This is a genomic window from Actinotignum urematis, from assembly GCF_051264595.1.
Taxonomy (GTDB): domain Bacteria; phylum Actinomycetota; class Actinomycetes; order Actinomycetales; family Actinomycetaceae; genus Actinotignum; species Actinotignum timonense_A.
The window spans coordinates 1-19,968 of sequence record NZ_JBOZBG010000027.1; the positions used below are offsets into that span (position 1 = coordinate 1).

The 19,968-nt window shown below is 62.5% G+C and carries 12 protein-coding genes, 1 tRNA gene and 1 pseudogene; 8 read left to right on the forward strand and 6 right to left on the reverse strand.

Annotation, left to right across the window (positions count from 1 at the left end):
* Nucleotides 1–83: 83 nt before the first annotated feature.
* The 5 genes and pseudogenes from ACRQDJ_RS08925 to ACRQDJ_RS08945 form a co-directional block, all read right to left on the reverse strand.
* A complete protein-coding gene (locus ACRQDJ_RS08925) occupies nucleotides 84–1,121 on the reverse strand; it encodes a LysR family transcriptional regulator (RefSeq protein WP_284897460.1) in 1,038 nt (345 codons plus the stop codon).
* 61 nt (nucleotides 1,122–1,182) lie between these two features.
* The gene (locus ACRQDJ_RS08930; protein WP_435718000.1) at nucleotides 1,183–4,356 is read right to left on the reverse strand and encodes an Ig-like domain-containing protein; all 3,174 of its coding nucleotides are present in this window, start codon (nucleotides 4,354–4,356) and stop codon (nucleotides 1,183–1,185) included.
* 1,188 nt (nucleotides 4,357–5,544) lie between these two features.
* Nucleotides 5,545–5,943 (reverse strand): annotated as a pseudogene (locus ACRQDJ_RS09270) (hypothetical protein); the annotation flags it as partial.
* Nucleotides 5,944–6,259: 316 nt separating this feature from the next.
* Nucleotides 6,260–8,011, reverse strand: a complete 1,752-nt coding sequence (locus tag ACRQDJ_RS08940; protein WP_284897465.1) for an ABC transporter ATP-binding protein — start codon at nucleotides 8,009–8,011, stop codon at nucleotides 6,260–6,262.
* The gene (locus tag ACRQDJ_RS08945) at nucleotides 8,008–9,945 is read right to left on the reverse strand and encodes an ABC transporter transmembrane domain-containing protein (protein ID WP_284897467.1); all 1,938 of its coding nucleotides are present in this window, start codon (nucleotides 9,943–9,945) and stop codon (nucleotides 8,008–8,010) included. The genes ACRQDJ_RS08940 and ACRQDJ_RS08945 overlap by 4 nt, the downstream gene beginning before the upstream one ends.
* 828 nt (nucleotides 9,946–10,773) lie before the next feature.
* On the opposite strand from ACRQDJ_RS08945, the gene ACRQDJ_RS08950 reads away from it, so the two are divergent.
* Nucleotides 10,774–10,941: a hypothetical protein gene (locus tag ACRQDJ_RS08950; RefSeq protein WP_284897468.1), complete on the forward strand. Its 168-nt coding sequence runs from the start codon at nucleotides 10,774–10,776 to the stop codon at nucleotides 10,939–10,941.
* Here ACRQDJ_RS08950 and ACRQDJ_RS08955 read toward each other — a convergent pair.
* Nucleotides 10,920–11,006 (reverse strand) — tRNA-Leu (locus tag ACRQDJ_RS08955). The genes ACRQDJ_RS08950 and ACRQDJ_RS08955 overlap by 22 nt on opposite strands.
* Before the next feature lie 351 nt (nucleotides 11,007–11,357).
* On the opposite strand from ACRQDJ_RS08955, the gene ACRQDJ_RS08960 reads away from it, so the two are divergent.
* The 7 genes from ACRQDJ_RS08960 to ACRQDJ_RS08990 all read left to right on the forward strand — a co-directional run.
* Nucleotides 11,358–12,056, forward strand: a complete 699-nt coding sequence (locus tag ACRQDJ_RS08960) for an FHA domain-containing protein (RefSeq protein WP_087070127.1) — start codon at nucleotides 11,358–11,360, stop codon at nucleotides 12,054–12,056.
* Complete coding sequence (locus ACRQDJ_RS08965) at nucleotides 12,053–12,550, forward strand: FHA domain-containing protein FhaB/FipA (protein WP_087070128.1); 498 nt, start codon at nucleotides 12,053–12,055, stop codon at nucleotides 12,548–12,550. The genes ACRQDJ_RS08960 and ACRQDJ_RS08965 overlap by 4 nt, the downstream gene beginning before the upstream one ends.
* Complete coding sequence (locus ACRQDJ_RS08970; RefSeq protein ID WP_284897469.1) at nucleotides 12,547–14,154, forward strand: PP2C family protein-serine/threonine phosphatase; 1,608 nt, start codon at nucleotides 12,547–12,549, stop codon at nucleotides 14,152–14,154. The genes ACRQDJ_RS08965 and ACRQDJ_RS08970 overlap by 4 nt, the downstream gene beginning before the upstream one ends.
* Nucleotides 14,151–15,680: an FtsW/RodA/SpoVE family cell cycle protein gene (locus tag ACRQDJ_RS08975; protein WP_435713188.1), complete on the forward strand. Its 1,530-nt coding sequence runs from the start codon at nucleotides 14,151–14,153 to the stop codon at nucleotides 15,678–15,680. Before ACRQDJ_RS08970 ends, ACRQDJ_RS08975 begins: the two co-directional genes overlap by 4 nt.
* A complete protein-coding gene (locus tag ACRQDJ_RS08980) occupies nucleotides 15,677–17,134 on the forward strand; it encodes a penicillin-binding transpeptidase domain-containing protein (protein ID WP_284897473.1) in 1,458 nt (485 codons plus the stop codon). The genes ACRQDJ_RS08975 and ACRQDJ_RS08980 overlap by 4 nt, the downstream gene beginning before the upstream one ends.
* 29 nt (nucleotides 17,135–17,163) lie before the next feature.
* Nucleotides 17,164–19,311, forward strand: a complete 2,148-nt coding sequence (pknB, locus tag ACRQDJ_RS08985; RefSeq protein WP_284897475.1) for a Stk1 family PASTA domain-containing Ser/Thr kinase — start codon at nucleotides 17,164–17,166, stop codon at nucleotides 19,309–19,311.
* Nucleotides 19,312–19,528: 217 nt separating this feature from the next.
* Nucleotides 19,529–19,968 (forward strand): hypothetical protein (locus tag ACRQDJ_RS08990; RefSeq protein WP_284883219.1); only part of this gene is annotated, 440 nt, incomplete at its 3' end.

Consider the following 19,968-nt stretch of genomic DNA (forward strand, 5'->3'; position numbering starts at 1 on the left):
ACCCGATTCGTACGGATCTGATCCGGATCCAAGCCAACGACACGCCGTCATTAGACCCACTTTTTGTCTATTAACCCGTAATGTCAATCTACCATGCGAAAGGCTTCCCGGGCTGTTTCCACGAACACCTCACCAGCCCGCCCAAGCCGTGCCTGCTTGCTCCACGCCAACACACACCGCAAACCAACCAGCCAATCGAGCGGCACAAACACCAAACCAGAAGCACCACCAGAATTCGCTGCCCCGATCATGCCCGCGTTCTCCGCAACGGCATTCTCCAAGACAATAGCCTCACCAACCCCGGCCTCAACCAGGTGGCAAGCCACCCGCCCAGACCCATACCGGCCCACCACATCCAACTGGTTTTCCTTATCCAACCAATACCCAAGCTCCCGGCTACCCTCATGCGGCAATACCAACGCCCGCTTCGTAATATCCGCACGCCGCACTGCTTCTCTGCCCGCCAGATCACTACCAGCCCTCACGAGTAGTCCCCACCGGTCCTCACCCGGCAAGCTCAGTGTCTCCCAAGACTCACACTCCCACGAGGCATCCAACACCGCGAAAGACGCCCCACCCTCACTGAGCATGCGAGCCGCTTGCTCCCGCCCACACGCCACTACCTCGAAACTAATCCCCGGATACTCCTGCCGCACCCGCCCCATCACAGTTGCGAGACTCTCCAGGGCAGCGGACTCGCGTCCCACAATCACGATCCGCCCGCGTGGGTCATCCACCGCCCCTCGTATCTCGCTCACGGTTTTATCCACCAACCCAAGAATCTGGATAGAACGCTCCACCAGATGCCAACCCGCGGGCGTGAGCTCGCTACCCCGCCCGGCTCTTTGGGTGAGCCGATAGCCTACTTCTTCTTCTAACAACTGGATACGCTTCACAACCGCCGCGGTGGTACACCCACACTGGCGGGCTACCGCGTCCATCGTCCCAAGCCTCGAATACGATACGAGGGTTTCTAATAACTCAAGCCTCACCACAACACCCCAACGCAACGAAAAAATGCACACCCAGCGCAATACGAATTGCACGCCTAGCGCCACCACAACTGCACGGCTGGCGCAATGAAAATAAATGGGGGTGGTAGGTAAACCAGTTTCGTACATTCACCTACCACCCCCAGCCCCTACACACTGGCGGGGCTAGCCGATATGGCTCTTATTTTGTTTAGTTACGACGACGCCGCCAGGCCATCAGCCCACCAGCCAACATGAACACTGCCGCTAGGCCAGCCATGCCCGTCGTAGTCGCACCAGTCACGGGCAGGTTCTTCGCGCTGGTCTTGAGTTTCCCGATCTTCACGGTAAACGAATCCAAGGCCTTACCCTTACCGTCATTAACCGTGATGGTGATCTTCTCACCAGGCTTCGCGTCTTCATTCGGGGTGACAGTGATACTGCCATCCGGATTGAGTGTTGCTGTTCCCGGGCCGTTCACCGTCACCGTGGTGCCACCAGGTACGTCACCGCCCTTGTTGGGTACGGTGATCTTCTTACCAGGCCCAGTGATCGAGTCGTCCCAGTCCGGGCCGGGTGCCGGCTCCGTAATCGTCACGGTGATGTTATCGAGGGGGTTGCCTACCTTATCAACAACCTTGACCGTGATCGTCTCACCAGGCTTGGCGCTCTCACCCGGGGTAACCGTGATAGACCCGTCAGGGTTCAACACCGCAGTACCAGGACCGTTTACTTCGGTCGTGGTCCCCTCAGGTACCTCGCCCTTCTTCTTTTCAACGGTTACCGGGGTGCCCGGGGTCGTGGTCGTATCATCCCAATCCGGTGTATCAATCACCTTCACCGGTACAGTAACCACCGGCTTATCAGGGGTGGGGTATTTCGGTGTCACCTCGACAGGCGGAGTCAACAGACCGGGAGTCTTGCCCTCAGGGATAGTGATGGTGACCTTGCAATCCTTATCCACCGTAATGGTCACTCCGTCAGCGCGCGTGATAGGACCGGTGGGTTCACATTGGGCAGGGTTATCGGGCCCGTTGATCGGATCAATAGTCACGCTCCCGTTCGGGGGAACCGGAGTCGGATCCGGATAGACCGGGACACCGGTACCAGCCATACAGACCTTTACCTCGTCCTCGTTCATATCCCGAACCTGAGACTCGGTCTTAGTAGTAGCGTTCTCCGGATCAAGCACCCACTTCTTCGAGACACTGTCCCACTTATAAGGCGTGGTTGTCACAGTCCGGGTTTGGGTGACTTTGCGGGTAGCGCAGTCTTTCGCACCGTCCTCAGCCGAGTCAGTCCATTCGGTTTCTTCAACCTTGAGGCCGGGGTTCACGGTGCATTCTTGCAACTCACTATCTGTCATATCCCGAGTTTGAGTCTCAGTCGTAGTCACGGCCTTCTCAGTATCCGCCACCCACTTCTTGGTAGCCGCATCCCACTTATAGGGAGTCGTCGTCACGCTGCGAGACTGCTTGACCTTACCGGTCTGACAGTCCTTAGCGCCCTCATCAGTCGAGTCAACCCACTCCGTGGTCTTTACATCGTCGGCGGGTGCAGGCGTGCAGACCTGCAGCTCGCTATCTGTCATATCCCGAACCTGGGTCTCAGTCGTGGTCACGGCCTTGTCAGTATCCGCCACCCACTTCTTGCTAGTGGCATCCCACTTATAGGGCGTGGTCGTCACGCTACGTGACTGCTTGACCTTACCGGTCTGGCAATCCTTAGCACCCTCATCAGTCGAATCCACCCACTCCGTGTTGTCGATCTTGTCGGCGGGCTTGGGGGTACAGACTTGCAGCTCAGCGTCGGTCATGTCACGAGTCTGGGTCTCAGTTACAGTTACTGAGTTTTCGGTGTCCAGCACATACTCATGAGCCACGGTGTCCCACTTATAGGGGGTTGTGGTCTTCGAGCGAGTCTGAGTCACCTTACCGGTAGCGCAATCCTTCGCATCCTCCTCAGTACTGTCTACCCATTCGGTGGTATCGATCTTGTCGGCGGGGCGAATCGCACACGCCATGAGTTCCGTGTCTGTCATGGGGCGGGTTTGAGTCTCAGACTCAACCTTCACCTTATCCGCATCCAAAACCCACGTCTTAGAGACGGTATCCCACTTATACGGGGTTGTGGTCTTACTGCGAGTCTGCGTGACGGTCTTAGCAGCACAGTTCTTCGCGTCCGCGCCATCTTGATCCACCCACTCGGCTGTCTTCACGTCATCGGCGGGCTTGGGGGTACAAACCTGAAGCTCACTATCGGTCATAGCACGAGTCTGAGTCTCAGTCTTCGTGGTCGCGTGATCCGGGTCAGCAACCCATTGCTTTCCGGCCGGGTCCCACTTGTGCGGGGTCGTGGTCACGGTGCGAGTTTGGGTTACCTGCTTCGTGTCACAATCCTTGGCGGAAGCATCGGTTGCATCCTCCCACGCGCCCTCGGTCACTGTATCTGCCGGGGCGGGTGTACGGACATACACCGAGAGCGGGGTAGCCTCAGTGAAATCAACCTTGCCGTCCCCGGCCGTGGTGAAGACACCCGCGGTGAACGACGTATTCACGTCACCAACCGTGTTGGCGGTAACGCTCACGGGCAGAGTACCGGTCGCAGTAGATGCCAGATCACCGGTAGAAACCTTTACAGCCGTCACAGTCGCGGGATCTGCCGGGCAGTCCGACCACGAGAGAGTCTTACCGGATTTATCAGCCGCAAGAGCGGTTGTTACTTCGGTGCGATCTTGAGTCGTGCATTGCACTGACGCGTCGTCGGACGGGGTACCTACGGATGCGAGGACTACGTTCTCGGGCACTGACCACACAAGCTCGCCCGTGGCATTACCGGTGGTGGCGTTACCCCACGCAAGCGTGAACGGAATCGCCGCCGTCCCGTTCTCCAACGTCACTGTGTTTTCCGGAGCGCTGGTAGAGACGGACACGGTGGCCTGCTCAACCAGACCGGTGGTGAACGAGATGCTCTTAGAACGGCGTACCTCGCTCAGTGGCTGCTGAGGAGAGTCCAGGATAACCTTCGTGGTCCCGGTTTGCGGTGACTTAGCCATGACCTGGGCCTGCACTACATAGTTCGGGTTACCATCCACCACGGGGAAGGTGACAGTATCCCCAGGAATACCGCAATTCTCCCGATCCACATCACCCGTGGCTGGGGTTAGTTCCCCGGTGCCGGGGTTGGTGACTTTCAAACACGCCGGAAGCGTAGCCGTGACCGTGCCTTCGTTTAGGCCGTCTTTAGCGGTGAAACCAAGATTCAGGTTACGGACCTGACCAAACAAACCATCCGCCTTATCCCAGGCCGGATTCAAACCAAAGGTTCCATCAACAGCAGTGAAATACGAGTTTGAACGGAACACGCGCTCGGTTCCGTCAAGCACAATAATATGTTTGACCGGGATTCGCGCTCCAACCTGGGTTGTATAAGTGGTGGGGCGATGTACCGCAGCGGTAAAGCTCCAACTTTGATCGGCTTTTGCCTTATCTGTTACACGAACGCGAACAGCCTTTACCGTGGACATGTCACCCGCATCAGTGCTCCACCCCGGCGCACTATCCCCATACGCGCCACAGGTAAAAGACTCCGAAAGTGAATCATCGTCACCACGGTAATACTCAAAGCTCTCCGCTAATTTATTACCGCTTCCATCATTCAAGTTAAATGCTGTGCCCTGACCGTGGGGCGCAAATTGGAGTTGCTGGGGATTAGCAGCGAAACATGCGGTTACACCCTTGCCTTGGTGCACCCCAAGCACATGCCATCGCGACCATATGAACGCTTTCTTTTCTTCACCTAAAGCAAGGCTTTCTCCTGGAGAAAACCTGTCTACACTCGGATAGAAAGAGATAGGATCGCGACCAACAGATGGCTTATTAGGATCGATGATTCCTTGAGAATACGCCGCTGATTCCATCGCGTATTCTTCGTTATTCAGGGTTTTAGCAACGATGCTAGCTTCACCCCACTCGATAGTCCGCTGAGTAGCAGCCGCCGCAACGGGAATATTAATATTAATGCGAACTTGAGATATTTCGGTTCGGCCCAGACCCCACTGCCCACCAGTATTCTCACGGGTCGGCCACGATGATGCGGTAAGATCAGCCCCGGTTACATCAAAAGAAAAAATACCATCACGATACGTACCGTTAGTGCACTGACCCGAGTTTCTAAATGAGTTGTCTTCACTAACCTTCGGGTCGTTTCTCAAATAGTTGTATGGCCAAAATGGTGAATGCGATTCGTTTGAGCAATTGACGATAGAGCCTTCCGGTAGTTTCACCGGGATGCTCACTCGATAGTCACCACTGAGTGCTTCAAGACCTTTATTCAACCCCTGAGAGGGGCGAGGAGCATTAATAGAAACGCCCATTGAGCCCCAAATTAGCCCATCTACCTGCTCATACTGCACAGAGTGAATAGGGGTATGGGTTACGGTGAAGTCTGGTTTTGCCGACACCTTTGTCGACACCGTATTCGAGGTAACACCACCAGCCGTGAACTGGAGCGGGATCACCGAGTCATTCGCGGCCCGGCGCACAAACACCTTCACCGCCGACTTCACCGACTGCCCAGCCGTACCCGACAGCTCACAGCGAAGCGTGTTCTTATTCTGGTACGTCAAATCATTCTTGATCGCGCTGCCCGCGTTCTTACAGAAAGAATCAGAACCCGGAGCAAACTCCACACCAGCAGGCAAGTCCGCCTCAAGCGTATAGTCACCATCCTCGGTGACCTGCCAGGACACCTCATAATCAACAGTATCCAGCGAACGCACAACCCCATTCTTCGGGCCGGTATCTTTACCAGGGCCTGCTTCTTGGCTGAAGTCAGGGGTACCATCAGCCACAACCGCGACCACAAGGTCCTTCACCATATGCTCGGCCGCAAAGCTATAAGACGCTACCCCCCCCGTCACAACAGCGAGCGCAGCAACAGACGCCGCAACCCGTTTCCCAATCTTGAACATCAAGACAAACCTTTCCACAAGTACCAAGCACCAAGCTTGATTAGAATCCAACCAACACCAAGAAAACCGCGAAAAACCAAGCCCTCCCGGCAATCCCTATCTGTTGGCGCGTGAAACAACCACCATCCAGTGGCCTTCAAACACATACCTTAACCGATTTCCTTGCATATTTGTCAAGAGAAAGACACCACTATTCACCCGCCACCCCGCACCCAACCGCCAGATCACCTACTCACAAGCCACTGACCTGCATCTTTACACATTTCATATGCGCATAATGGCTCCCGGAACGCACTCGCGCCTCACCCTTTCATCCTCACACCTCCGGCGCATCCACCGCCTGCCACATCTCCCACAGCCGGGCGTATTCCCCGCCGCGTTCGACCAGCTCATCGTGGCTGCCCAGCTCGGCAACCCGGCCGTCGATCATCACGGCCACCCGGTCCGCTGCATGGGCGCTATACAGGCGGTGCGCGATGGAAATAACGGTGCGCCCTTCCAGCACCCGCGCCAGGGCGCGCTCCGCCGAGCGCGCCGCATTCGGATCCAGCATCGCGGTGGCCTCGTCCAAAATAAGGATCTGCGGGTCCAGCACAATAATGCGGGCCAGCGCCAACTGCTGGGCCTGCGCGGGCGAAAGCTCGCGCGCCCCGCCCGCCAACCGCTCTTCCAAAGGCAGATCCAATTCCACCGCCGCGAGCGCGGCCCGCATCTCCGCCTCGCTGGCATCGGCGCGGGCCATGCGCAGGTTATCGGCCACCGTTCCCACGAACACATGGTGCTCCTGCGTGACCAGCGATACCGTGGCATGTAGGTGATCCTCCCGAATCCGGGAAGCATCCGCCCCGCCGATCCGCACCGCGCCCGATTCGGGCCGGTTGATTCCGGCAATCAGCCGGGCCAGCGTGGATTTCCCGGCCCCGGACGGCCCCACAATCGCCAGGTGCTCACCGCTGCGCACCTCCAGATCAACGCCCTTGAGCGCGTAGGCGCGTGGCTCGCTAGGCCCGGCGTCGTCGTTAATAGTGCGGCCGTAACGGAAACGCACGCCGCGCAATTCCACATCGGTTCCACGCGGCACGTCGGGGCGCGACTCCGGCGGCACCGTATCCACCCCGAAAATGCGGGCGAAGGACACCAGGGAATACTGGAGTTCGGTGATGAACCAGCCGAGTTCTTCGAGCGGGCCGGCCAGTTGGATCGCGAGCATCGTGACCGTGATGACCTGGCCGAGGGTCGCGGCGCCGCGCGGGATGAGCAGCGCGCCTACCAGCGGCGTGACCAGGACCGGCAGCCACACGGACAGCGCCACGCCGGCGCGGAACAGCCACACGATTCCCGCGCCGTACGTTTCCACGCGCACGTGTTCCTCGATGAAGGTGCCCAGGCGCCCGAGGCGCACCCGCCCCAGATTGAGGGCGTCGACGGTGGTTTTTTGGGTGACGGTTTCGGAAACCGAGCCGGCAAATGCCGCGCGCACCGCGCTCCCCGACTGGAAAACCGGGACGATACGGCGCAGGAACCAGCGCACCACCGCGGTGACCAGCGCCGTGAGGAACAGCGTCCAGCCGAGGGCCGGGGCCGCCAGCAGCGCCGCACCCAGCGAGACGCACACGGTGGTCACCAGCACCACGAGACTGGAAATTCCGCGTTGGATGAAGAATTGCACGCGGGTGATATCGTCCGTGGTGCGGCCGAGGAGGTCGCCGGAGCCGGCGCTTTCCACCAGGTCAAGGGGCAAGTGGGTGATACCGTGCACCACGCCGTCGCGCAGCTGGGCGAAAACCCGGTTGCCAAAGTATTCCGCGCGCAGATCCGCGAGGAACGTGAACAGCGTGTGGACCGCGACCGCCCCGAGCATGAGCGCGATGAGCGTGGCCGCGCGGGCGGCGGCTTCCGGGTGGCCGGCGATGTCGATAGCGCGGCCGATCACGATGGGCGAAATAACGGCCGCGATGGCCGCCACCAATTGCAGCCCGACGACCAGGCTGAATTCGCCCAGGCGCCCGCGGACAATGCGCGCCAGGGCACGCACGGAAAAACGGCGGGATGCGATGGGAAGGATCATGCCGGCTCCTCTCCGGGTTGCGGTTCTTCTCCGGTTTCCCGCACCACGATGCGGCGGTAGTCCGGGTGGTCGAGTAGGTGCGCGTGCGTGCCGCGCGCGATTTCTTTGCCGTCGCGAATAAGAACGACGACGTCAGCTGCCCCCAGCACCAGCGGGGATGCCGAGACAACCACGGTGGTGCGCCCCTTCCTGGCCTGGGCCAAGGCAGCGGTGATACGGGCCTCGGTGTGGGAATCCACCGCGGAGGTGGGGTCCACGAGGATGGCGATCTCCGGGTCGGAGGCCAGCAGCCGGGCCAGCACCAGGCGCTGGCGCTGGCCACCCGAAACATTGCGGCCGCGCTCGGTCACGGTGCCGTCCAGGCCGCCCAGCGACTCCACGGCGTCGCGGGCCTGGGCGGCGGCCAGCGCTCGGTTGAGCTGGTCATCGGCGCTGGTATCCGCCGGGGCGTGCTGGTGGCCGGCCTGTCCGCTCGAATAATCCTCGAACAGCTGGGGCAGGGTGCGGGCCGGAACAGCCGGAGCGTGCTCGCCCTGGAGATTCTCACGCAGGGTGCCGGCGAAAAGATCGGCGACCGGACCGGAGTAGCGGATGTGGGCGCGGAGTTCGTCCAGCGGGATATCCGCGGCGCGGGCTTCGCCCGGAGCGGGCGCCCCGCCCGGCTCGCCGTTAGGTGGCGGGGCAGGCCAGCGCAGGCGGATGGCGGCGTCGTCGTTCATACGCGCGAGCCGCGCCGCAATCGCGGTGCCCTCCTCCACGTTCGCACCCACCACGGCCGTGAAGCGCCCGGCTTCGATGTGCAAGTCCGCCGCGGCGTCGTACAGCGAAACCGCGCGCCAGTCCGGCGGAATCACAGTGCCGGTATCGGGCAGCAGCGGTTCGGCCGCGAGCGCGCGCGTGATTTTTTTGGCGCTGACCCAGGCCGCGACCGCGCTGGTCGCGAAGCTGGAGAACATGATGATGGGCATGGAGAGGATGGCGCAATAGCCGGCGAACGCGAAGAGTTCGCCGGCGGTGAGGTGCCCGCTAAGTAGCATGCTCACGCCCACCGTCACGATGACCGCCTGGAAAATAAGCGGGCCGCCGTTGGTCACGGTGGACATGAGGGCACGCGACGGGGCGGCGTCGAAACCGGCCTTTTTGACCGCTTCCGATTGTTCGCGGTAGCGCGCATTGTAGTAATCTTCTCCGCCGACGCCGCGCATCACCCGCAGCCCGACCACGCCGTCCGTGGCCAATGTGGTGAGTTTGCCCTGTTCCTCGCGCAGCGGCTCGCGCCATTTGGCCATGACGCGGGAAATCCAGGAGACAACCGCCATCACCAGCGGCAGGCCGATAATCACCGCGAGGCCAAGCGGCACACTCATCCGCATCATGAGCACCGCCACCAGCGCGAAGGACAGCAGCGAGGCCAGGGTGGACGGGGTGTTGATGAGCATGGCCCCGACCATGTAGGTATCCGAGTTGAGCACGGAGACGACGTCGCCGGTTTGCATCTCCAGATCAGTGCGGCGCGGGAAAAGCCGGGCGGCGAGGGTGCGCTGCGGATGGATCATCGCCCGCATCCACAGCACGTTCTCGGGGATTTCCGTGCAGAGCGTGAGGGCAAGAATAAGAGTGGCGACGACGAAGGCCCCTGCCGGAGCGAGGAGCTCGGCGGTGATGCCGTGCTCCAGCCCGGAATCTAGCATTTTCCCAACGAAGTGAATTTGGGCCACGCTGGCCACCGAGGTCAGGCAGGCGATCAGCGTGGTCAGCGCGATCAGCCCGGCGTTTTCGCGGGTAATGGCGAGGAGGAACGCGAGGGGCCGATTCGGGTAGGCGTGGATGTGTTCCTCGGAGAAGCGCAGCGAGCACGGGCGGAAGGCAGCGAAGCGGGAGATATGCGGGGTGGGTTTTGGGTGCGTGGCGGACGCGGCCGAGGGCTGGGTCATGGGATTCCTCAAGATGCTGTGGTTCGAATATTCCGTGGAGCTGGATCAGGATCCGGAGCTGAGCTAGAGCCGGTTCTGAACTGGCGGTGCACCGAGCTTAGGCGGAGCTGATCGGGAGCGGAGCACGCGAAAATTGCGGGGGTACGCGGAGTGAGCGCGAGTGCGCCAATGTACCTACCGGTGAGTGCTGCGTGCGTGACCTGGCGTGACTGCCGCGCTTCAACGCGAGGCGCCACGCCGATCTACAGGAATAGTTGAATGCCCATGGGTGGAATCGTAGCACAGAAATTCCGGGCGCCGAGCGCCCCGTAAGCCATGCGTTTCGCGAGTTGAGCGAGCGCCGGGTGCCCTATAGGCCCCTATAACTCGAACCTCAGGATTCACACCAGTCCCTGGGGAGGAGGCATGTGTTGTCAGAGCTGTACTTCGCTTGTACAACATCCGCAGTACACTCCGGAAAACACACCACCCGCCCCGCCGGCCGCGGTGCGACGATGCCCCAGCGGGGCAACAAAACGTGCATTCTGAACCGTACCGGCCACAGAATGTACGTCCCTGACAATAAAACAGGGAAAAACTGTCACCCACGTACACTTTGTTCGCGATGAAGGCTCGTCACCAAGTCAAGGGCAAACATAGTGCAAATTCCGGACGGTCGGGGCTGCGTAGTGCAAACTCAGAGCAGAAATCGGGCCAAAATGGTGCGTAGATTTGCACCCTGTTGTGGGATCGCTATTGATCTTTCAACCCGCGGTGCTGCCGTCCAGAGTTGAAATCAAAGACCCCGGCGGTGAGAGCGCCGGGGTCTCTGTCGGAAAGGATATTCCCATGAAAGAAAGGAACTATCCGGCGATAACTGTACGGCACAACGCTGTAGAGCGCAATGGAAAATTAGGGGTCATGCCGGGTAATGACATTTGGGGCGATATCGCCAAAACCGCTATGGGCAATGCCAGCGGAGCTCATATCAACTGTGGTGCTCAAGGGGGGAGTTGAACCCCCACGCCCTCACGGGCACACGGACCTGAACCGTGCGCGTCTGCCTATTCCGCCACTTGAGCAAGTGCACGTATGAGCTTATCGTCTCATCCCCGATTAGTCCAAGTTTTTGCAGCACGAATTTACGTGAGACGCGTCGCAGCGCCGCACTGCCAGCTGGGCGTCGTCGCCCCACTACCCGCTCCGCTCACGGCGCGGAAGGTAGCGGCGCACCGGCGCGGGCGATTACAGTCGCCTATAGAAGCCGCGGAGGCTTGACGAGCTACACAGGCTGAGCGCTACAGAAGCTTGAGAAGCCGCAACGGTTCACGAAGCTACACAGGCTCACGAAGCTTCAGCGGCCGCGGAAGCTTGACGAGCTACAAAGGCTGAGAAGCTACAGAAGCGAACAGGAATAGGGAAGGGGCAGGGCCATGGGCGCCCTCGGGAAGTTTGAAAAAGGAGTGGAGAACGCCGTCGCCGGGGCGTTCCGCGTTTTCCAGTCCGAGCTGAAGCCGGTGGAAATCCTCACCGACATCAAAAAGGCCATGACGCGCGATGCCGCGGAGCTGTCCCGCGACCGCACCGTCGCCCCGAATGTTTTTACTGTTGCGCTCGCCCCGGCGGATCTGGCCCGGGTGGATTCCTGGGGCCAGGAAGCCCTCCGCGAGGAACTCGCCCGTTCCGCGGTGGAATACGCCACCGAACAGGACTATCTTTTCGTCGGCCCGATTGAGATCACATTCGAGGAGGATCCCCAGTTGCGCGAAGGAACAGCACGCACCCGGACAACCACGCAGCGCGGCGCCATCGCCCCGGCCACTCGCAGCGCCGGCACGGAGGAAAACCCGCTCATCCAGGTGGGCCGGGACCGCTACCTCCTCACCGGCACCACCGCAATCATCGGCCGCGGCTCCGATTGCGATATCAGCGTGGACGATTCTGGCATCTCCCGCCACCACCTCGAACTCCAGGTCACCCCGAACGGCGTGATCGCCACGGATCTCAACTCCACGAACGGCACTTTCGTGGAGGGCCACCGCATTAGCGCGGCCACCCTGGTGGACGGCAATACCATCACCATCGGCCGCACCCACATTATGTTTTGGACCGGAACGGCCTCCGCCTCATGAATCTCGCAATAACCTTATTGCGCTTCGGTTTTCTAGCGCTGCTGTGGCTGTTCATTTTCGCCGTCGTGCTGACGGTGCGCCGCGATGTGCTGGGAACGGACGTGCGCCGTCGTTCTTCTCTTCTTTCGGCACGACGCCGCAGCATCCACGCGCCCGCCCCCGCGGAAAACGACTCCCCCGCAGCGCCTGCCGCGCCCGTCGAACGGCCCGTCTACCTGGTGGTGACCGGCGGTCCGCTGCTGGGAACCGCGGTGCCGCTCAGCTCGCAACCGGTCTATATCGGGCGCGCCCCGGATAACACGCTCGTCCTGGATGACACGTATGCTTCCGGGCATCACGCCCGGATTTTCGCGGCGGAGGGCCGGCGCTGGGTGGAGGATCTGGGCTCAACAAACGGTACCCTGGTAGGGGGGATCCGCATTAACGGCTCGGCCGCGCTGGACCCCGGCGTTGTTATTCAGGTGGGGGAAACCACGATGGAGCTACAAGTTTGAGTATTCAGCTACGCTACGCGGCGTTTTCCGATGTCGGCCTGGTTCGTTCCAATAACCAGGACGGTGGCTACGCCTCGCCTCATTTGCTCGTGGTGGCAGATGGGATGGGCGGGGCGGCCGCCGGGGATATCGCCTCGTCGGTGACGGTGGGTCATTTGGTGGCGGTGGATGATGTGCACGCCGCCGATGATTTGCTGCCGCTGCTGCGCCGCGCGGTGGAGGCCGCGCATGACGATATGCTCGCGCTCGTGGCGGAGAACCCGAAAATGGCGGGCATGGGCACCACCTGTATCGCGATGCTGCGCGCCTCGAATAAGCTCGCGATGGTGCATATTGGTGATTCGCGGGCGTATTTGTTGCGGGATGGGAAGCTCGGGCAGGTTACGCATGACCACACCCTGGTCCAGTACCTCGTGGATCACGGCCGGCTCACCCCGGAGGAAGCTGAGCACCACCCGCAGCGCAATGTGATTATGCGGGCGCTCGGGGATACTCCCGGCGAGGTGGAGCTGGATGAATCCGTGCGGGAAGCGCGGGTGGGGGACCGCTGGCTGCTGTGTTCGGACGGCCTGTTCGGCGTGGTCGCGCATGACACCATCGAGCACGCCATGTGCGCGATCCCGGATCTGCACCAGCTGGGCGAACATCTCATTGATTTGGCGCTGGCGGCCGGCGCGCCCGATAACGTCACGGTTATTCTTGCGGATGTTATTGACGACGCCGCACTTACCAGCCCGCTGCCCTCCCAGCCGATCGTGGTGGGTTCGGCGGCGCGCGATTACCGGCGGCCCACCCGCGGGGGGAATTCCGCGGCCGCCAAAGCGGCGACGCTGACGCGGAATGCGAATGTCGGGGCTGGCGCAGGTGCCGGGGCTGGCGGCGCTGATGCGGCTGGTGCTGCGGGCGGCGCTAGTGCGGGTAGCCACAACGATGCCGGCAATAGTGAAACTCCCGGGGTGTCCAACAGCTCAAGCGATTCCACCGCCGCGCCCGGAAGTGCCCACCCGAAGGTAAGCGCCAAGAAAAACGCGAAAAATAGCTCCGCGACTGATGCAGGTAATGCCGGCCGCGGATCCGGTGCAGGCCGCGGAAACTCGGGGGCGGAGGGGGCGCCCCGCGCGCGCTGGGGAGCACGCCTGGCTGTTATTCTGACCATCCTGGGCCTGGCGGTGGCCGGCCTCTTTGGCGCTTACCGCTGGACCCAAAGCCGCTACTACGTGGCCAATAACAATGGCATCGTCACGATTTACCGGGGAATCCCGCAGCGGCTCGGCCCGCTGGAATTCTCCCACGCAGCGGAAGCTACTGATCTTCAGGTCCGTGACCTCACCCCGGTGGCCCAAGATCGGCTAGCCACACCCATCACGCGCGCTTCGCTGCGCGAAGCGCGCGCCGTCGTCGCCGCCCTGCGTGAACAAAAAGCCCAGAACAACGAAGCTACGCCAGCGCCCGCGAGCGCGAGCCCCGCGCCCAGCGCTTCGGCCGCGCCGGCACCGGGAGCGACCACCCCGGCACCCGGGCAGAGCGCGCCCGCGCCAGAACAGCCGGCGCCGGCACCCGCCGCAAACGCCCCCGCCCCCGCGAACCCGGGAGAGAACCGATGAGCACGGTGGTTCCCCCGCGCACGCGCCGCGGCCGCTGGCCCGAGATCACCCTGCTGCTCCTGGCCGGAGCCATCGGGGTGGGTGCCTATTACCTGGTGTGGACCGGGCTGGGTAATACCGGCGCGGGCAATGCCGGAGCGCCTGCTACAGGAGCGGATGCTGCCGGAGCGGGTACTGCCGCGCTGCCGCCGAGCTTCGCGCTGGTGGTGGGCGCCGGCGCCGCCCTGGTTTTCGCCTGTCACCTGCTCATTCGCGCGCTGTGCCCCTACGCCGACCCGGTGCTCTTCCCCTGCGCGATCGCGCTCAACGGGCTGGGCCTGGCCATGATCTACCGGGTGGACGCCGCCGCGGATACCAACCACGCCCGCAGCCAGCTCATCCTCACGGCCGGGGCGCTGGTGTTCTTCGCCATCACCATCCTCGCGGTGCGTAATTACCGGGTGCTGCAAAATTACATGTGGACCTCCCTCATCGCCGGGGTGGTGCTGCTCCTGCTGCCGCTCAGCCCGCTGGGCCGCACCCTCAACGGCTCGCGCCTGTGGATCGCGGTGGGCGGGATGTCCTTCCAGCCGGCGGAGGTCGCGAAAATCTGTTTCGCGGTGTTCTTCGCGGCCTACCTCGTGACCGAACGCGATAACCTGGCGCTGGCCGGCCCGAAAATCCTGGGGATTCGCCTGCCCAAAGCCCGCCATATCCTCCCGGTGCTCATCGCCTGGGCGCTGTGCATGGGCGTCCTCGTTTTTGAACGCGATTTCGGCACCGCGCTGCTCTTCTTCGGGCTGTTCGTGGCGATGCTGTGGGTGGCCACCGAGCAGGTCTCCTGGCTGGCCATCGGCGGCCTCCTCACCGTGGGCGGCGTGTGGTTCATTTCCACCACGGTTTCCCACGTGCAGGCGCGCTTCGCCATCTGGCTCAACCCCTTCGACCCCGAACTTTATGATGCCGTCGGCGGCTCCTACCAGGTGGTTCAGGGGCTCTTCGGCATGGCCTCCGGCGGGCTCTTCGGCGCGGGGCTCGGGCGCGGCTACCCGAACCTGGTGTACGCGGCGCATTCCGATTTCATTTACGCCTCCTTTGCCGAGGAACTCGGGCTGGTGGGCGTGGGCGCCATCCTGTGCATCTACCTGCTTCTTATCAGCCGCGGCATGCGGGTCGCCCTGGAATCACGCGACGGCTTCGGCAAACTCCTCGCCTCCGGGCTTTCCTTCGTGCTCGGGCTGCAATGCTTCATCGTCATCGGCGGGGTGACGCGCATTATCCCGCTCACCGGCCTGGCTCTGCCTTTCCTCGCGCACGGCGGCTCGGCGCTGCTGACGAATTGGATTATTATCGCGCTGCTTATCCGCATGTCGCACACCGCGCGCCGCCCCGAAGAAGCCCGCCCGCTGCCCACCACCGACGAACTCGCGATCCTGCGTGGGAACGCTGATGAGGGCGATGGTGAGGGCGACGACGACGCGCGCCGCGCCCCGCGCGGCCCGGGAAGCTCGGCCGGCGGCGCTCGCACGGAGGTGGTGCGCCCGTGAATCGCCCTATCCGCCAGCTCGTCGCGGTCATCGCGGTCATGTTCTTAGGCTTGGCCGGCTCGACCACCGCAATCCAGTTCTTCCAGGCCGCCAGCCTGAATGCCAACGCGTGGAATGTGCGCACGCTCTACCGCGAATACGGCACCCAGCGCGGTCCCATTATCGTGGCCGGGGAATCCATCGTCTCCTCCCAACCCATCGACGATGCCTACAATTACCTGCGCGTCTACGAGCGCCCGGAGATCTACTCGAACCTCACCGGCTACTACTCCATCGCTCATAACTCGATGACGGGCTTGGAACGCGCCATGAACCCCGTGCTGGGCGGCTCGGATTCCTCCCTGGCCGGTCAGCGTATCGAAGAACTCATCACCGGCTCCCAACCCCAGGGCGGGGGCGTTGAGCTCACTATCGACCCCCAGCTCCAGGAGGCCGCAGCCGCCGCGCTGGGTAACCAGCGCGGCGCCGTCGTCGTACTTAATTCCCGCACCGGAGATATTCTGGCGCAGGTCTCCACGCCCGGATTCGACCCGAACGGCGTAGCCACGCACGATACCGCGGCCGCGCGCGAGAACTACCAGGCCCTCGAAGCCGACCCCACCACGCCGCTCATCGACCGGGCCACCGGCGGCGACCAATACGCACCCGGCTCCTCCTTCAAACTCCTCACCGCCACCGCGATGATCGAAAACCTCGGGCTCACCCCCGATTCGCTGGTGGAGGCCCCGCGCACGTTCGTGCCGCCGGGAACCACGCACGATATGTGGAATCCCGGGCAGGCCGCCTGCGGGGACGGCTCCGGGCAGGTGAAACTCACCGAGGCTTTCGCGCAATCGTGCAATACCCCGTTCGCGATTGGCGGGATCAAGGTGGGCCCGGAAAAAATGGTGGCGCAGGCCGAAAAATTCGGCTTCAATAGCGAGCTTGCCACGCCGCTACCTGTGTCCGCCTCGCGTTTCCCCGCGCCGGAAGATGCCGCCGCGCTCGCCATGGATTCCATCGGGCAGCGCGATATTCGGGTCACCCCGATGCAGATGGCGATGGTTGGGGCGGCGATTGCTAATGACGGCGTCGTGATGAAACCGAATCTGGTGCGCCGCACCCTCACCGCGGATCTTGAACCCGTGAGCGAAAGCGAACCGGAAGTGCTCTCCCGGGCGATGAGCCAGCAAACCGCGGGCTATATGCACCAGATGATGGTTGATGAGGTCAAGCACGGCACCGGGTATCTTTTCACCCTCCCCGGGATTGAAACGTCCGGGAAAACCGGGACCGCGGAAATCACGAACGATATCCCCCCGCACGCGTGGTTCGTGGGGAATGCGACCATCGGGGACACGGCCTATACCGTGGCCGTGATCGTGGAAAATTCGGGCAATGCGGTGTGGAATGGCGACGGCGGCTCCGTTGCCGCACCCCTTGCCCGCACAGTACTTGAAGCTAAGGTGAACTAAGCAGATGCTCAGCAGAAAGGTGACGCGACGTGAATGATATCCCCCGCGTACTCGGCAACCGCTACCAGGTGGGCGACATCATCGGTCGAGGCGGTATGGCCGAAGTACATCTCGGCTACGATACCCGGCTCTCACGCACGGTAGCGATTAAGATCCTGCGCACCGACCTGGCGCAAGATGCCACCTTCCTGGCCCGTTTCCGGCGCGAAGCCCAATCGGCGGCCGCGCTCAACCACCCCTCCATCGTGTCCGTGTACGATACCGGCGAGGAAACCGTGACCTCCGCGGGCGGCACCGAGCTGGCGCTGCCCTATATCGTGATGGAGTACGTCAAGGGCCGCACCGTGGCCTCCCTGCTGCACGGCGGGGACCCGGTGCCCATCGGCGAGGCCGTGCAGATCGTGGTGGGCGTGCTCTCCGCGCTGGAATACTCCCACCACGAAGGCATCATTCACCGCGATATCAAGCCGGGCAATATCATGCTCACCACCGGCGGCAAGGTGAAGGTCATGGACTTCGGGATCGCGCGCGCCATCGCCGATTCCGCCGCCACCATGACGCAGACCAATTCCGTGGTGGGCACCGCCCAGTACCTCTCCCCCGAGCAGGCGCGCGGCGAAGTGGTGGACGCGCGCTCGGACCTGTACTCCACCGGCTGCGTGCTCTACGAACTCCTCACCGGGCGCCCGCCCTTCGTGGGCGATAGCGCGGTGGCGGTGGCCTACCAGCATGTGTCGGAAACCCCGAAGCCGGCTTCCCAGATCGCTTCCGATATCCCGGACGCCATCGACCGCGTGGTCATGAAATCCCTGGCGAAGAGCCGCGAGGACCGCTACCAGGACGCCGCTGAATTCCGCGCGGACCTGCTGGCCGCGGCGCGCGGGGAAGGCGTGGACGCCCCGGCGGTTTCCTCGTGGAATGCGTACGGGGCGGGGGCTGGTATCGCGGGAGCCGGTGCTATTGCGGGCGCTGGTGTGGCGGGTGCCGCGGCCGGCGGCGCGGGCGCGAATGCCGCCACGGCTGCCACGCAAGCATATTCGGCCGCTAATACACGCCCCGCTTCCACTACTGCTTATCCCACCGCGACTGCCGGAAGCCCCGGCGGTGCCGCGGGCGGTGCGGGCGCCGGCGCCGGTGCCGGTGCAATTTCTAGTACGACGACGCAGCCGGGCGGCGCGCCCACCTACCCGGGCGGGTACCCGACGGGCGCCTATCCCGGGGCTTACCCCACAGGCAGCTACCCCACCGGGAGCTATCCTGGCTACGACCCATCGGCAACCGGCGCGCAACCGCCGGTGAAGAAGAAGTCCAGTGCGCCCTTCATTTGGGGCGGGGTGGCTTTGCTTGTTATCGCCCTGGGGATTCTGGGCTGGTTCTTCCTCTCCGGCCGCGGCGACTCCGCCGAGCCGCAGCCCACCGAGACCGCGGTGGCGCAGGTGACGATTCCCGATATGACGGGGTGGACCGAGGTGCAGGCCAGCCAGCAGCTGACCAGCTTGGGACTGGAATTCGTGCGCGGTACGGATGTTTCCAGCGATACCGTGGACAAGGGGCTGGTTGTATCCTCCAACCCGGCGATGCGGAGCACCGTGGATGTTGGCAGCCGGGTGACCTTGCACTTCTCCTCCGGGCCCTCGGCCGTGCAGGTTCCCGATGTGGTGGGGATGAGCACGGATCAGGCTTCGCAGGCGCTGCGGGCGGCGGGGCTGACCGTGGGCGGTATGGAACAGGTCAATGATCCGAGCGAGGACCGCGACCGGGTGGTGTCCACCAGCCCGAATGTGGGTGAAAGCGTGAAGCCGGGCAGCACCGTCAAGCTGCAGGTGGCCAGCGGCAATGTGGCGGTTCCGGATGTGCGCGGAATGAGCGTGGATGAAGCGCGGGCGGCGCTGCGCGATGCTCGCCTCACGGTGGTGGGCCAAGGCGAGCAAGAAGTCAGCGACCCGGCCAAGGTTGGCAAGGTTGTGGACGCGAGCATCGCCCCGGGTACCGTGGTGCAGCGCGATACCGAGATGCGCATTACCGTGGGCATCGCCCCGGCGCCCACTCCCACCCCGAGCACTCCGCCGGCCGGCTCAGGTTCCGGCGGCTCCGGCTCGGGCGGATCGGGTGGCTCTGGCGGTTCGGGCGGCGGCGCCCATCCCAATCCCGCGCCCACCGGCCAGGGGAACGGGTAAGTACGGGTAGCTAGCTGCCCGGCCAGGGCAATGGCTAGCTGCCGCGAACTTAGCCCGCATCGCATGTTTTTCTGCGATGCGGGCTTTCGCGTTCTATCCATTTACTTAAGATTTCAGTGGAGGGCCCACAACAGGGTGCAAATCTACGCACCATTTTGGCCCGATTTCTGCTCGGGGGTGCGGACGGTTTCCTAGAGATTTTTAAGGAGATCGTTCAATGAATAAGAAACCGGGAGTTGCGAACGGGATCAGGTACTCGACCGAAGACAAGCAAAGAGCCCTCGCCACCCTGGAAAAGCTTGGCTCTCTGAGGCAAACAGTCTTAAAACTGGGTTATCCCGACCAGGCAACGTTATGGCGGTGGGCCAAGAAAAACGCGAAAGACCCGGCGTGGAAAACCAATGATGGGCACCAACCACGCCAACGCGTGCCCCTCACGACCCAGAAAGAAGCTTGCCGGCGTTACCTGAACGGCGAAAACGTCAATACCATCGGCCAGGATCTAGGGATCGCTACGCCGGCCAACATTTATGCTTGGTGTACGAAGTTCAAGCTGAAAGGCCGGAAAAGTCCCGTGAATGAGAAAGAATGCGACCAGATCAAAGCGAAAACCCGCCACCAACTGGAAGCCCAGCTACCCCAAGACCCGGAAGAATT

Bases quoted from the DNA above. Each gene is read 5' to 3' on its own strand.
- ACRQDJ_RS08960 (WP_087070127.1), top strand. From the start codon at position 11,358: ATGGGCGCCCTCGGGAAGTTTGAAAAAGGAGTGGAGAACGCCGTCGCC.
- ACRQDJ_RS08945 (WP_284897467.1), bottom strand. From the start codon at position 9,945: ATGACCCAGCCCTCGGCCGCGTCCGCCACGCACCCAAAACCCACCCCG.
- ACRQDJ_RS08975 (WP_435713188.1), top strand. From the start codon at position 14,151: ATGAGCACGGTGGTTCCCCCGCGCACGCGCCGCGGCCGCTGGCCCGAG.
- ACRQDJ_RS08965 (WP_087070128.1), top strand. From the start codon at position 12,053: ATGAATCTCGCAATAACCTTATTGCGCTTCGGTTTTCTAGCGCTGCTG.
- ACRQDJ_RS08940 (WP_284897465.1), bottom strand. From the start codon at position 8,011: ATGATCCTTCCCATCGCATCCCGCCGTTTTTCCGTGCGTGCCCTGGCG.
- ACRQDJ_RS08950 (WP_284897468.1), top strand. From the start codon at position 10,774: ATGAAAGAAAGGAACTATCCGGCGATAACTGTACGGCACAACGCTGTA.
- ACRQDJ_RS08925 (WP_284897460.1), bottom strand. From the start codon at position 1,121: ATGTACGAAACTGGTTTACCTACCACCCCCATTTATTTTCATTGCGCC.